Annotated in this window: 15 protein-coding genes, 1 tRNA gene and 1 pseudogene; 11 read left to right on the top strand and 6 right to left on the bottom strand. The window is 68.0% G+C overall.

Going from position 1 to position 13,248, the window contains the following annotated elements:
• Positions 1-3 precede the first annotated feature (3 nt).
• Positions 4-429 (bottom strand): outer membrane protein assembly factor BamE, encoded by a 426-nt coding sequence (locus tag KHC24_RS10110; protein ID WP_213363288.1) that lies wholly within the window; start codon positions 427-429, stop codon positions 4-6.
• Between the two features lie 291 nt (positions 430-720).
• Here KHC24_RS10110 and KHC24_RS10105 point away from each other — a divergent pair, with 291 nt between their 5' ends.
• The 6 genes and pseudogenes from KHC24_RS10105 to KHC24_RS25040 form a co-directional block, all read left to right on the top strand.
• The gene (locus KHC24_RS10105; RefSeq protein WP_213363140.1) at positions 721-1,281 is read left to right on the top strand and encodes a ubiquinol-cytochrome C chaperone family protein; all 561 of its coding nucleotides are present in this window, start codon (positions 721-723) and stop codon (positions 1,279-1,281) included.
• On the top strand, positions 1,278-1,817 hold the full coding sequence (locus tag KHC24_RS10100) for a YceD family protein (RefSeq protein ID WP_213363139.1): 540 nt from the start codon (positions 1,278-1,280) through the stop codon (positions 1,815-1,817). The genes KHC24_RS10105 and KHC24_RS10100 overlap by 4 nt, the downstream gene beginning before the upstream one ends.
• A 117-nt stretch (positions 1,818-1,934) precedes the next feature.
• The gene (plsX, locus tag KHC24_RS10095) at positions 1,935-3,023 is read left to right on the top strand and encodes a phosphate acyltransferase PlsX (RefSeq protein WP_213363138.1); all 1,089 of its coding nucleotides are present in this window, start codon (positions 1,935-1,937) and stop codon (positions 3,021-3,023) included.
• Positions 3,020-3,997 carry a beta-ketoacyl-ACP synthase III gene (locus tag KHC24_RS10090; RefSeq protein ID WP_213363137.1) on the top strand — a complete coding sequence of 326 codons (978 nt, stop codon included), beginning with the start codon at positions 3,020-3,022 and terminating at the stop codon, positions 3,995-3,997. Before plsX ends, KHC24_RS10090 begins: the two co-directional genes overlap by 4 nt.
• Positions 3,998-4,106: 109 nt before the next feature.
• Complete coding sequence (locus KHC24_RS10085) at positions 4,107-4,415, top strand: integration host factor subunit alpha (RefSeq protein WP_213363136.1); 309 nt, start codon at positions 4,107-4,109, stop codon at positions 4,413-4,415.
• Between the two features lie 40 nt (positions 4,416-4,455).
• Positions 4,456-4,711 (top strand): annotated as a pseudogene (locus tag KHC24_RS25040) (MerR family transcriptional regulator); the annotation flags it as partial.
• A gap of 752 nt (positions 4,712-5,463) precedes the next feature.
• On the opposite strand, the gene KHC24_RS10075 reads toward KHC24_RS25040, so the two are convergent.
• Positions 5,464-5,841: a septal ring lytic transglycosylase RlpA family protein gene (locus tag KHC24_RS10075; protein WP_213363134.1), complete on the bottom strand. Its 378-nt coding sequence runs from the start codon at positions 5,839-5,841 to the stop codon at positions 5,464-5,466.
• Between the two features lie 474 nt (positions 5,842-6,315).
• On the opposite strand from KHC24_RS10075, the gene amaB reads away from it, so the two are divergent.
• Positions 6,316-7,875: an L-piperidine-6-carboxylate dehydrogenase gene (gene amaB, locus KHC24_RS10070; protein WP_246546561.1), complete on the top strand. Its 1,560-nt coding sequence runs from the start codon at positions 6,316-6,318 to the stop codon at positions 7,873-7,875.
• A 36-nt stretch (positions 7,876-7,911) separates the two neighbouring features.
• On the opposite strand, the gene KHC24_RS10065 is transcribed toward amaB, so the two are convergent.
• Positions 7,912-8,553, bottom strand: coding sequence for a nitroreductase family protein (locus tag KHC24_RS10065; protein ID WP_213363133.1), 642 nt, complete (start codon positions 8,551-8,553; stop codon positions 7,912-7,914).
• Positions 8,554-8,697: 144 nt separating this feature from the next.
• On the opposite strand from KHC24_RS10065, the gene KHC24_RS10060 reads away from it, so the two are divergent.
• The 3 genes from KHC24_RS10060 (at position 8,698) to KHC24_RS10050 (ending at position 10,703) form a co-directional block, all read left to right on the top strand.
• A complete protein-coding gene (locus KHC24_RS10060) occupies positions 8,698-9,234 on the top strand; it encodes a GNAT family acetyltransferase (protein WP_213363132.1) in 537 nt (178 codons plus the stop codon).
• Positions 9,235-9,255: 21 nt separating this feature from the next.
• Positions 9,256-9,333, top strand: a tRNA-Pro gene (locus tag KHC24_RS10055).
• A 557-nt stretch (positions 9,334-9,890) separates the two neighbouring features.
• Complete coding sequence (locus tag KHC24_RS10050) at positions 9,891-10,703, top strand: polysaccharide pyruvyl transferase family protein (protein WP_213363131.1); 813 nt, start codon at positions 9,891-9,893, stop codon at positions 10,701-10,703.
• Between the two features lie 146 nt (positions 10,704-10,849).
• Here KHC24_RS10050 and KHC24_RS10045 read toward each other — a convergent pair whose 3' ends face one another.
• On the bottom strand, positions 10,850-11,287 hold the full coding sequence (locus KHC24_RS10045) for a YqaA family protein (protein ID WP_213363130.1): 438 nt from the start codon (positions 11,285-11,287) through the stop codon (positions 10,850-10,852).
• A gap of 233 nt (positions 11,288-11,520) precedes the next feature.
• Between KHC24_RS10045 and KHC24_RS10040 the strand changes: the two genes are divergently transcribed.
• On the top strand, positions 11,521-11,736 hold the full coding sequence (locus tag KHC24_RS10040) for a DUF1127 domain-containing protein (RefSeq protein WP_213363129.1): 216 nt from the start codon (positions 11,521-11,523) through the stop codon (positions 11,734-11,736).
• A 36-nt stretch (positions 11,737-11,772) separates the two neighbouring features.
• Here the strand turns inward: KHC24_RS10040 and KHC24_RS10035 are convergent, their stop codons facing one another.
• Together KHC24_RS10035 and KHC24_RS10030 are read right to left on the bottom strand one after the other, a co-directional pair.
• Positions 11,773-12,315: a cupin domain-containing protein gene (locus tag KHC24_RS10035; protein ID WP_213363128.1), complete on the bottom strand. Its 543-nt coding sequence runs from the start codon at positions 12,313-12,315 to the stop codon at positions 11,773-11,775.
• Positions 12,316-12,422: 107 nt separating this feature from the next.
• Positions 12,423-13,127 (bottom strand): GntR family transcriptional regulator, encoded by a 705-nt coding sequence (locus KHC24_RS10030; RefSeq protein ID WP_213363127.1) that lies wholly within the window; start codon positions 13,125-13,127, stop codon positions 12,423-12,425.
• Between the last annotated feature and the right edge of the window lie 121 nt (positions 13,128-13,248).

Here is a 13,248-nt window from a genome sequence, read left to right as displayed (position 1 = left end):
CGGTCAGTCGTTGCTGGGGCCGCCGAGCGCCGAGGTGAAGATCTGGCCGAGCACCGACAGTTCCTGGCCGCCGGTCGGGGTGGTGCGCGAGACGAAGTCGAACACCTTGCCATCCTTCAGCCCATAGTCGGCGATGCGGGTGACGCGCTTGTCCTTGGGGTCGAAATAGATCGCCAGCACCCGCTGCTCGATCACCTCGGGCCGCATGAACATCACCTTCTTGGTCTTCTGCGAGATGTAATAGAACACCTCGCCATCGACGGTGGCGACGGTGGAGGGCGTGCCGAGCACCAGCAGCACCTGCTCCTGGCTGGAGCCGACCGGGATCTGGTCGAGCGCGCCGGGAGTGGGGACATAGCCGCGCTGCTGCTCGGAAACGAAGTTCGAGGGGGTGCGGGCGAGGCCCATGCTGGCGGTCGACACCGGCATGTCGGCACAGGCGGCAAGGCCGGCGCAGATGACGGCGACACCGCCGACCCCGGCGATGCGCGCGGGCCGCTGCCCGGTGCGTCCGCCCCGATGGTCCGCCTGCCGTCTCTCAAACCGCACTGCCATTCATCCTACTCCTGTGCCTACTCTCGCACATCGTCCCGCGCAAAAAGCACAAGGAGCCGCCGCGAGGCAACGGGAAATCCCGGTCCGGGCTTGCCAGTCGTTCACACCCGCGCTAACCCGCCCCGATACGGCGCCAGCGCGGCGGCAACGAGGCAGAGGCCCGCCATGATCCTGCGATTCTTCCGCCGGAACGACGGACGCGAGACCATCCAGCGGCTCTATGGCGCGATCGTGGCGCAGTCGCGCGATCCCGCCTATTACACGATCTATGGCGTCGCCGACACCATTGCCGGCCGCTTCGAGATGGTCCTCCTGCATGCCTTCCTGCTGTTTCACCGCCTCAAGGACGACGGTGAGGCGGGCAAGCAGCTGGGCCAGAGGGTGTTCGACGCCTTCTGCAAGGACATGGACGCCAATCTGCGCGAGATGGGCGTGGGCGACCTCACCGTGCCGAAGAAGATGAAGAAGGTCGCCTCGGCTTTCTATGGCCGCGTCGGCGTCTATGATACGGCGCTCGGCACCGGCGAGGCGGCGCTGGCCGAGGCGCTGCTGCGCAACGTCTATGCCTTGGCGCCGGACCGTCAGGCCGAGTCCGTCGCACTGGCGGTGCGGCTTCGCCAACTGGTGGCGGCGCTGGCAGCGACGCCGTTCGAGACCTTCGCGCGCGGCGAATTGCCCCTGCCGGCCGCCGGCGCGCCCACCTTCGTGGAGAACACATCATCATGAGCGATGCGGCCCCCCTGACCCATCCCATCCTTGTCGCCTCGATCCCCGATGACGGGCTGACGGTGAAAATCGCGCCGGACGAGGCAGCGCGCGCGGCGCTCGCCAAGGATTTCGGCATTGTCGGCATTCCCCGGCTCGACGCCACCGTGACCCTGACCCCGGAGCGGGGCGGCGGCGTCCGGGTGGGCGGCCATATCGAGGCGGTGGTGCGCCAGACCTGCGTGGCGACGCTGGAGGATTTCGACGCGCCGGCGCGTGAGGAGATCGACCTCAGCTTCGCGCCGGCCGACCGGCTGCCAGAGGTTCGGCCCGGCCAGGAGATCGAGGTGAGCGAGCAGGACCTGCCCGATCCGATCGTCGACGGCGTCATCGATATCGGCGCGGTGGTGGCGGAATTCCTGGCGCTGGGGCTCGACCCCTATCCGCGCAAGCCGGGGGCGGTGTTCAAGAAGCCGGCCGGGCCGGGCCCGGAGGAAATCTCGCCCTTCGCCGCGCTCGCCCGGCTGAAAAACACCGAGAGCGGCGGCGACAGCTGACCGTAAAGTTGCCCCGCAGCGGCCAGCCGCTATTGTCACGCGCCCGCAACTGGGGCATGCCCTGATCGGCCGGCCGCGAGCCGCCGGCCCCGAATGAACGAGATCAGTAGCCGCTTCATGTCATCGCCCGTCCGAATCGCGCTCGACGTTATGGGAGGGGACCACGGCGCCGACGTCGTGATTCCCGGCGCCGCCGTCGCGCTGACGCGGCACCCGGACATTCGCTTCCTGCTGTTCGGCGACGAGGCGAAGATCCGCGGCCTCCTCGCCCAGCATCCCAAGCTCGCCGCGGCGAGCACGATCGTCCACACCGACGTCGTCGTCACCATGGAGGACAAGCCGAGCCAGGCGCTGCGGCGCGGCCGCAAGGTCTCCTCCATGTGGAAGGCGATCGACGCGGTGCGGCTCGGCGAGGCCGATTGCGCCGTCTCGGCCGGCAATACCGGTGCGCTGATGGCGATGGCCAAGGTCAACCTCAAGACCATGGAAGGCATCTCCCGCCCCGCCATCGCCTGCCTGTGGCCGACGCTGCGCGGGGAAAGCGTGGTGCTGGATGTCGGCGCCTCGATCGGTGCCAGCGCCCAGCATCTCGTCGACATGGCGGTGATGGGCGCGGCGATGGCGCGCATCGTGTTCGACATCGAGACGCCGAAGGTCGGCCTGCTCAATGTCGGGGTCGAGGAGATCAAGGGCGTCGAGGAGGTCAAGGAGGCCGGGGCGACGCTCAGGGCCGCCGACTATGCCGGGCTCGCCTATCATGGCTTCGTCGAAGGCAACGATATCGGCCGCGGCATTGTCGACGTGGTGGTGACCGAGGGCTTCTCCGGCAATATCGCGCTCAAGACCGCCGAGGGCACCGTCAAGCAGTTCGCCGAATTCCTGCGCGGGGCGATGCGCTCCAGCCTGATGGCGAAGATCGGCTATCTGTTCGCGCGCGGCGCCTTCCGGCTGCTGCGCGAGAAGCTCGACCCCGGCAAGTCGAATGGCGGGGTGTTCCTCGGGCTCAACGGCGTGGTGATCAAGAGCCACGGCGGCACCGATGCCGAGGGTTTCGCCTCGGCGATCGACATCGGCTACGACATGGTGCGTTACGCCTTGCTGTCGCGCATCGAGGCGGGCATCAAGGGGCGGCCGCAGGCGGCCTCCGCCGGCGCTTCGCCCGGCGAGGACGGAACGCAGGCGGCAGAATTGCAGGTTTCATCGTGAGCAGCTTGACTTCAGTGGTGCGCGGCGTCGGCGCCTATCTGCCGGCGCGTGCCCTCAGCAATGCCGACCTCGCCCAGATGGTCGACACCTCCGACGAGTGGATCGTCCAGCGCACCGGCATTCGCGAGCGGCATATCGCCGCCGATGACGAGGTGACGTCCGATCTGGCAATCAAGGCGGCGCAGGCGGCGCTCGCCAATGCCGGGCTCGACGCGCAGGACATAGACCTCATCGTGCTCGCCACCTCGACGCCGGACAACACCTTCCCGGCCTCGGCGGTGACGGTGCAGGCCGGGCTCGGCATCACCCATGGTGCCGCCTTCGACGTGCAGGCGGTGTGCTCCGGCTTCGTCTTCGCGCTGGCGACCGCCGACAATTTTCTCAAGGCCGGCAGTTTCCGCCGCGCTTTGGTCATCGGCGCCGAGACCTTCTCGCGCATCCTCGACTGGTCGGACCGCACCACCTGCGTGCTGTTCGGCGATGGCGCCGGCGCGCTGGTGCTGGAGGCGGTGCCGGCCAGCGGCGCGCCCGACCAGCGCGGCGTGCTGACCACGCATCTGCGCTCGGATGGCCGCCACAAGCACAAGCTCTATGTCGATGGCGGCGTCTCCTCGACCAAGACCACCGGCTATCTGCGCATGGAAGGCCGCGAGGTGTTCCGCCACGCGGTCGGCATGATCACCGACGTCATCACCGATGCCTACAATGCCACCGGAATCGACTCGTCGACCATCGACTGGTTCGTGCCGCACCAGGCCAATCGTCGCATCATCGATGCCAGCGCGGTCAAGCTCGGCATCGCGCCGGAAAAGGTGGTGCTGACTGTCGACCGGCATGGCAATACCTCCGCCGCCTCGATCCCGCTGGCGCTCGCCACCGCGGTGGCGGACGGGCGGATCAAGGCCGGCGACATCGTGCTGCTGGAAGCCATGGGCGGCGGCTTCACCTGGGCCTCGGCGCTGGTTCGCTGGTAGGCTGCACGCCGGCACGGCGTCGATGCGTTCGCCCGTTGACCTGTGCGGGCGACGGCGCCTAGGTTGACGCAGGGCAGCGCCACAACACGAAGAAGGCGGAGACGGGGCAATGGCAGGTCGGACGATCACGCGCGCGGATCTTTGCGAGGCGGTGTATCAGCGTGTGGGACTGTCGCGGACCGAATCCGCCGCGCTGGTGGAGACCGTGCTCACCGAGATCGCCGATTGCGTGGCGAAGGGCGAGACGGTGAAACTCTCTTCCTTCGGCTCCTTCGTGGTGCGCCAGAAGGGCGAGCGCATCGGCCGCAACCCGAAGACCGGCGAGGAAGTGCCGATCGCGCCGCGCCGCGTGATGGTGTTCAAGCCGTCCAACATCCTCAAGCAGCAAATCAACGGCGACGAGGTCACTGAAGAGTGAGCCGAACCGTGTCGTGAGCCGAAGGGAAGGAACCTTCGCCGTGGAGAAGAGCCCGGACGCCTTCCGCACCATCAGCGAGGTCGCCGAAGAGCTCGATCTGCCGCAGCACGTGCTGCGGTTCTGGGAAACCAAGTTCCCGCAGATCCGCCCGCTCAAGCGCGGCGGCGGCCGCCGCTATTACCGACCCGACGACGTGGAGCTGCTGCGCGGCATCCGCCACCTGCTCTACGGGGAGGGCTACACCATCCGCGGCGTGCAGCGCATCCTCAAGGAGGAGGGGCCGCGCTACGTGCAGGCGGTGCTGCGCGAAGCCATGGACGCGCCAGGCGAGGGCGAGCCGGGGAGCGGCGGTTCCGATGCCGGCGAGGGCCGCTCGGCGCCGGAAGCCAGGACATCGTCGCTGAGCGGGTTCTTCGGCCTGCTGCCGGGCCGCCGCGGTGGCGCCTCGACGCGGGAGGTCGAGCCCGAGATCGAGCCGGAGCGCGGGGCATCGCGCAAGCCGGGCCGTCGGCGGCCGTCCGATGACGAACCGAACTTTCTCGACATGCCGCTGCTGCCGGACATCGATCCGCGCCAGACGGAGCCGCGTCATGTCGCGCCGCGCTTCGAGCCGCCGCGCCCTATGGAGCCGCGGCATTCCGAGTCGCGCCATGTCGAGCCGCATCAGGAGCCGAGGCATGTCGAGCCTAGACATGTCGCGCCCCGTTTCGATTCCCCCGACGAGGACGGGCTGGTGTTTCCGTTCCGTGGCGTCGGCGGCGAGCCGGAGCCGCCCATGACGGCATCCCGCCATGCGGAGCCGCCCGAGCCGTTCTCCGCGCCCTATGCGCCGGCATCCGCCGCGCATGAGGAGCCGTCGGCACGGCTGACCTCGTTCCGTCCGCTGCAGGGGCCGGAGGACGGCCTCTCGGACGACGAGGTGCGGCAGCTGAAGGCGGCGCTGGTCGATTTGCAGGAATGCTACCGCCTGCTGCTGGAAGCCCGCCGGGGCGAGGCCTGAGCACGACTCAGGAACCATCGTCCCGGCGCGGCGTTCACTCCGGAATAGTCACTCGACCACGGCGAGGTCGACCCGCGCCACTCCGCGCTGACGAAAGCCGAGGCTTTCCGCTGCGGCGGTCGAGACATCGATGACGCGACCGCGGATAAAGGGGCCGCGATCGTTGATGCGCACCACGACCGAGCGGCCATTGGCCGTGTTGGTCACCCGCACCTTGGTCCCGAAGGGCAAGGAGCGATGTGCGGCGGTGAGGGCACGAGCGTTGTGGCGCTCACCGTTGGCGGTGCGTCCGCCATAGCCGTAATAGGACGCCATCCCACTGGAGGCGGTCGGTTTTTTGGTAGCTGTCGCGTTTGCTGAAGCAGCATTGCCGCTGGCGGCGAAGATGATCGCGGCGGCTAAAGTCGCGCCGGCGACCCGTCCCATTCCCCAAGCCGTCAATACCTCTGTCCTTCTCCCGTTGCATCCACGGGATTCGGATGGAAAAGAAGTGTGTTGGCAGGACAGCTATTTCATGTCTGGAATGTGATTTCGCGAATTTGTCCAAGGAATATTTCAGGCATAATTCGCATTCGCACAGGCTCAATGTGACAGTCTTCGCGACCTATTGTCGAGGCTGTTGGCACTGTCGATGTGGGTTATACGCAAAGAAGATTCAAGACATCATCCGGATGAATTCTTAAGCCTGCCGCAGCGGGAAAAGTAGCCGATTTTCCTCGCGGGAGGTGAGGGTGCCGCGCCTCGTGATCGCGGGGATCACGCCGGGTGGCTTCCGCGTGCGGTTGCCCGCCTCCTCCTCCCGCAGCATGGATTTGTGCCGCCGAGCGGTGCTATGCACGCGGCCAATTCGGGCGTGCCGGATCGCGGCCCGCCGATCGCGCTTGCGAGGAGCATGAGACCATGACGGCGAAAATCAACGCAGCCCGCATCAATGCCGCCCTGGGGCCGGTTGCCGGCGAAGTGACGGAACTGCTCGGCTCCCTCGGCGTCGATCCGGCTCTCTGGCAGGATGGCGGCCGTGCGGTGCGCTCGCCGGTCACCGGCGAGGTGGTGGCCCATGTCGCCGAGGCGTCGGCCGCCGATGTCGGCGCGGCGGTGGAGCGCTCGGTGGCCGCCTTCCATGCCTGGCGCACCGTGCCGGCACCGCGCCGCGGCGAGCTGGTGCGCCTGCTCGGCGAGGAGCTGCGCGCCCACAAGGCCGCGCTCGGGCGGCTGGTGACGCTGGAAGCCGGCAAGATCGTCTCCGAGGGCCTCGGCGAGGTGCAGGAGATGATCGACATCTGCGATTTCGCTGTCGGCCTGTCGCGCCAGCTCTACGGCCTCACCATCGCCTCCGAGCGGCCCGGCCACCGAATGATGGAGACCTGGCACCCGGTCGGCCCGGTCGGCATCATCACCGCCTTCAACTTCCCGGTCGCGGTGTGGTCGTGGAACGCGGCGCTGGCGCTGGTCTGCGGCGACAGCCTGCTGTGGAAGCCCTCCGAGAAGACCCCGCTCACCGCGCTGGCGGTGCAGGCGCTGTTCGAGCGCGCGGCGGCCGCCTTCGGCGATGCGCCGGAGGGGCTGTCGCAGGTGCTGGTCGGGGGCGGCGAGGTCGGCGCGGCGCTGACCGATGATGCCCGCGTGCCGGTAATCTCGGCGACCGGCTCCACCCGCATGGGCCGCATCGTCGGCGAGCGGGTGGCCAAGCGCTTCGGCCGCTCCATCCTCGAGCTCGGCGGCAACAACGCCGCCATCGTCTGCCCCTCGGCCGATCTCGACCTGTCGCTGCGCGGCATTGCCTTCGCCGCCATGGGCACCGCCGGCCAGCGCTGCACCTCGCTGCGCCGCCTCATCGTCAATGAGGGCGTCTATGACGAGCTGGTGCCGCGGCTCGCCAAGGCCTATGGCTCGGTGACCATCGGCGACCCGCGCGCGGCCGGCACGCTCATCGGCCCGCTGATCGACAAGCAGGCCTATGAGGGCATGCAGGCGGCGCTCGACAAGGCCCGCGCCGCCGGCGCCACCGTGCATGGCGGCGAGCGGGTGGCGGTGGCCGGGGCGGAGGAGGCCTATTATGTCCGCCCGGCGCTGGTGGAGATCGAGAGCCAAGTCGAGGTGGTGAAGCACGAGACCTTCGCGCCGATTCTCTATGTGCTGCGCGTCGGCGGCCTCACCGAGGCCATCGCGCTGCAGAACGGCGTGCCGCAGGGGCTGTCCTCCTCGATCTTCACCAACGACATGCGCGAGGCCGAGACCTTCATGTCGGCGGAAGGCTCGGATTGCGGCATCGCCAATGTGAATATCGGCCCCTCGGGTGCCGAGATCGGTGGCGCCTTCGGCGGCGAGAAGGAGACCGGCGGCGGCCGCGAGGCCGGCTCGGACGCCTGGAAGGCCTATATGCGGCGGGCGACCAACACCATCAACTACTCCCGCACGCTGCCGCTGGCGCAGGGCGTTTCGTTCGACGTCGAGGGCTGAGGCCTGGTCTGGCGGGGCCGGGGGGCATTCCAGGGCTCATTCCCCGGCCGGCCGCCAGCGGGTGACGATGCCGGCGGCCTCCGGGCGCGGCCGGTCGGGGCTGTCGACCGTCGGCCGGCCGATATGGATGAAGCCGGCGACCTTCTCGCCGGCCTCCACGCCGACGAGCGCCGCGGCCTGCGGGTCGCGGCCCGGCCATTTCAGCAGCCATTGGCTGGCGAAGCCGAGCGCGCTCGCCGCCACGGTCAATGCCATGCCGGCGGCGCCGGCGGACAGCACCTGGTTCCATTCCGGCACCTTCGCCGCCGGATCCGGCCGGCTCACCACCACCACGGTGAGCGGCGCCCGCTCCAGATACAGCGTCCACATATCGGCCTTGGCGGCCGGCACCTCCGGGTTCTGCCGCGCATAGAGCGCGTCGAGCCGGGCGCCGAGTTCGCGTCGATCCTCGCCCTCGATCACGATGAAGCGCCACGGGGTGAGCCGGCCGTGATCCGGCACCCTCAGCGCCAGCCGGAACAGCAGCGCGCGTTCCTCCGCCGTCGGCGCCGGCCCGCCGAGGCTGCGCAGCGGCGCCGAGCGACGGGCGGCCAGCCGCGCGATCATCGGCTCCACCGCCGGCGGCGGCACGAAGGCGGGATCGCGGAGGAGTTCGGCGGTCGCGTGTTCATGAGCCATGGCGGGTCTCCGGTCGGTGTCGGCGGCGTATGCCGCGACTATACACGAGGCGGGACGGGGAGGGCGCGGCCGGGTATGCGCGGGAGGTACTTGAAGGCGAGGCGCGGAGCCCTAGTTGGCGTTGGGTCAACGGAGCCCGCTTTCATGAGCTTTCTCATCCGCGCTGTGTTCGCCGTCGCCGCCTGCGCCCTGATGGCGGTTGCGGCGGTGCTGCTGGTCTATGCCCCCTATACGGCGCTGCGCCAGGGCCTCGGCGGCGATACGCTGGTGCACGAGGCGCTGCTCAACATCGTCGGCTATCTGATCGTCGCCATCGCGCTGTTCGACGTCGCGAAATATTTCTTCGAGGAGGAGGTGCCCGCCGGCCGCGAAAAGCGCGCCGCCGCCGATGCGCGGCGCGGGCTGACCAAGTTCCTCTCCACCATCATCATCGCCATCTTCCTGGAGGCGCTGGTGCTGCTGTTCGAGACCGCGCGCGAGGAGGTTTCCGAGGTGATCTATCCGGCGCTGCTGGTGGGGATCGGCTGTGTGGCGCTGGTTTCGCTCGGCCTGTTCCAGCGCCTGAGCGCCTCGGTAGAGCAGCAGGTCGGCCCCGAGCGGGAGGCGCGGGCGGAGGCGGCGCGGGATATATCCCCCGCCGAAGCGGCGGCTCCGCTTGCATCGCCGGGATCAAATCGCTAGAGAGACAGCGCCTTACGGCGTCGGAGCGTAGCGCAGCCTGGTTAGCGCACTAGTCTGGGGGACTAGGGGTCGGAGGTTCAAATCCTCTCGCTCCGACCATTATTCCTTGGTTTTGTTCATTTTTTCTGGCTGACTCTAAGAGGCGTCGGGAGCAAGAAAGAACAGAATTCACGGAAAAGGCGGCCGCCGGCGCGAAAAGCCCCGAACAAAATCCCGAAATGTTCTCGGCCGGGATTGCCCATGAGCATCCTCTGCACCCGTCATTCCCGCCCTTAGGCCGTCCCCAATCGGGTCGGGATAGTTCGGGACGGTGCCGATAATCCGCCGGTTCCAGCCGGGCCTCTCTTTCGATTGCCCGGTGCTGATGGATAAAGTGGCGCTTAAGCCCACCGTGTTCTCGGAAAATGACGACAAGCAAGCCGCCGAGGAGGGCGGATCGAGCGTTGCCGCCCTTCCTCGCTACGGCAGTGTGTCATCGCCGGGGCCGACCCTGCCGTCTGCCTGTGCGTCTCGGCTGGGCCGCACATGGCAAGGATCGCACGGGCGGGCGTAATTCGTCGCGGCCGTCGGTATTTGGATGATCGACGAGGGAATAGTCATTATGAATGGCGGGAGCCGGCGCGCCGTCTGGCTTCCTCATTTCGCTTTGAGAATCTATGAGCTTTTCTGTCTTTCATTGGCGTTCGAAGGAAGCACTCGGCAATTTCGGCGATGCCCTGACGCTGCTTTATCTGTCGCGCATGTTCGAAGGGCCGTGCCTGTTTCGGACGGGTACCGTCCATCTGGTCGGTAGTGTCGTGTCCGAGCGCCAGATTTCGGCGACCAGCCGCAGGGATGGTCAGGTGGATGGCGGCCCGGGCCGGGCGATTTTCTGGGGCTGCGGGAAGCGCGACGCGCGACCCTTGTCTCCGCTCGCCGAACGTCGCGCGATCTTTCTGGGTATCCGGGGCGAGCACTCGCGCATCGCCCTGGGCCTGCCGAGAAATACGCCGCTCGGCGATACCGCACTGCTGCTGCCGAAGTTCTACACGCCGGGCACGCATGCGCGGACGCTCGGCAAGGTGCTCTGGGTCCCGCATGTCCACCACCCCAAGGTGAAGCCGGACATCCTCGGTACCGATATGGACTCGGTGGTGATGAGGCCGGCCATTCCCAATACCGTCGCGGCCTGCGAGGAATTCATCGACGCCATCGCTTCCGCCCGCTTCGTCATGGCGAATGCCATGCATGCCGCGGTCGTCGCATTAGCCTATGGCGTGCCCTTTGCCTTCTGGGACGGGAAATATTTGGATGTCCCGTTCAAATGGCAGGACTTCGCGAGCGGGCTCGGCTTCACCTTGCCCTTCGCCCCATCGCTGGCCGAGGGCATGCGGCTTTACGAGCAGGTCCGCCCCGACCGTTTCATGTCGGCCTGGGATCCGGCGCCGCTGATGGAAGTCGCGCCCTATAATTTCCGGACGCCGTCGTGAAGCGCGCCGCCGCCGGTCGCGGGCGTCGCGACTGAAGCGCGGCGTCGCGAGACGCGGTGTGTCCGGCGGTAGGGCCACGGCCTGTTGCGGGTGCCGCCCGGACAATCCGCCGGGTGATCGGGCGATCAGGTGCCGTCGACCGCCGGTCACATGACATTCAGCACGATCGCCGCCAGCACCAGATAGCGCCCGAGCTTGGCGAGGGTGACCAGCAGCAGGAAGACCGGGAACGGCTCGCGCATCACGCCGGCGACGAGGGTGAGCGGATCGCCGATCACCGGCGCCCAGCTCAGCAGCAGCGACCATTTTCCGTAGCGGCGGTACCAATCCTGCGCGCGGGCGAGCTTGGCCGGGCTGGCGGGAAACCACGACCGGTCGGCATAGCGCTCGACGAAGCGGCCGAGCCACCAGTTCACCACCGAGCCGAGCACATTGCCGGCGCTGGCGACGGCGATCAGCAGCGCCGCCGGCTGCGCGCCGGCGACGAGCAGGCCGGCCAGCACGGCTTCCGACTGCATCGGCAGGATGGTGGCGGCGACGAGGGCGGAGAGGAACAGCCCGGCATAGGCAGCGAGATCGATCATCGCCGCCTTATAACCGAGCCGTCGCGGCCCGCCATGATGCCTGGCCACACGGATTTGCCGCCATCGGGCGGCCATGCGGGCGAACTGCGGTATCCTGATCCGCCGATGGGTCAGCTGTTCTGCATCAAACGCAGTGCTGAGACGCGGAATTTACGCTTCTGCCATGGTGCGCCGCACACTATGTTGCCCTCAACCGTGCTGCCCTGCAGCATGGATCAAGAGGAGAATTCATCATGCAGATCGACCAGATCAGCGTCGCCTTGCGGACGGCCTTTGCGCGTCGCCGCCAGTATCGTCAGGTCCAGAGCGAACTTGAGGCCTATAGCGACCGTGAACTCGGTGAGCTCGGCTTCAGCCGCGCCGACATTCACGACATTGCCCGCCAGGCCGCCGAGAGCGTGCCGCAGGCCGCGTTGCAGCGGCGGTTGCGCCTCGTAACCGCCATCTGAAGGCAATTTAGTCCTGCGCATAGCGCATGCCATGCCTCAGCGTTGCGGCTGAGTCGCCTCCGGTAGTGAGAAGGTGGTTTCGCGCTCGCCCGCGGATAGGTCCGCCGGGCGTGCGAACGGCCCTGGCGCCCGTTCCCCCGGCTGGCGCCGGCGGCCGACGTCCCGAAACGACGCATCGAGGCCGTTCGGCACCGTCAACCAAGTGAAGACGAGGTTTTCGTCGCCTTCATTGACGAAGATGTGGCGACGGTGGTGGCCGAGATAAAACGCCGTGCCCGGCCGCATCGGGTGCTCCACCCCCTCGATCACCGCGCGTCCGCGGCCCCGCAGCACGTAGATCACCGTCTCGCCGTGGGCGTGGGCCTGTTCGCGCACATGGCCGCCGGGCGGCAGCGTCTGGGTGCCGAAGCCGAGCGGCTGCGGCATCGCCACCAGATCCGGGGCGAAGATCACCTCGACATGACCGTTGGCCGGCATGGGCTGCCAGTAGCTGGCAGCGGCGCCGGGCTGGCATGCCAGCACCTCTCCCGGTACCGGCTCCGCATCCGCCTCGCGTTCCTCACGCCTCGGATCCTGCATGGTCCTGCTCCCGCTTGCGCGGCAAAGATGAACCCCGCAGATAATGTAGGCATGACAGGCGCCGACCGAAAGCGGTCCGGTGCCGAGGCCGCCGGACGCCGCGGGCGTCAGTCGCGGAAATAGGCCGGCCAGCGGGCGCGCAGGTCCGGGGTGAAGGCGAGCGACTTCGACAGATGGTTGCGCAGCGCCGCCTCCGCCTGCGCGGCGTTCCCCGCGGCGATGCCGGCGACGATGGCGCGGTGATCGGCGATCACCTGTTCGGCCTTGCCGGGTATCGGCAGATGCAGCCGGCGGATACGGTCGATATGGCCGGCGTGCCGCCGCGCCAGCACCCACAGATCCGGCACGCCCACCGCCTCGAAGAACAGCCGGTGGAAGTCGCGATCGGCGACGTGGAAGGCCTCGAGGTCGCCGCGGCCCAGCAGCGCGGCCTGAATGTCGATGGCTGTCTCCAGCGGCGCCACCACCGACCGTCGCTCGGTGTCGTCCATGAGCGCCAATGTGCGCACCGCCTCATGCTCGATGGAGCGGCGGAGGAACTGCGCCTGCCGGGCGAGCTTCAGGTCGATCGGGCTTACGACGGTGGCGTGCTGCGGGAAGATCTCGACGAGGGATTCTTCCTGCAGACGCAGCAGCGCGTCGCGCACCGGCGTCGAGGAAAAGCCGAACAGCTGCTGCAATTCGGCGCGGGCGATCACCGTGCCGGGCGGCAGCTGAAGATTGACGATGCGCTCGCGCAGATAGTCGAACACCTGCGGCGCGGCATGGCGATGGGGATCGCGGGAGGGACGTGGAATCGCGGTCACGTTCATGGTTGTCATCCTACACCAGTCACGGCTTGACTTCACTGATGCATTAGCGCTTTAGTTTGGCCGCGCTCCAAGGAGCCCATCCCGCGCAGACGGGAGTTCGAGGGGAGGCACGAGGCCGCGC

Origin of the sequence: Ancylobacter defluvii, assembly GCF_018390605.1 — a bacterium.
In the GTDB taxonomy this organism is placed as follows: domain Bacteria; phylum Pseudomonadota; class Alphaproteobacteria; order Rhizobiales; family Xanthobacteraceae; genus Ancylobacter; species Ancylobacter defluvii.
The sequence above is the reverse complement of the archived record's forward strand: the minus strand, read 5'-3'. Positions and strand labels throughout refer to the sequence as shown.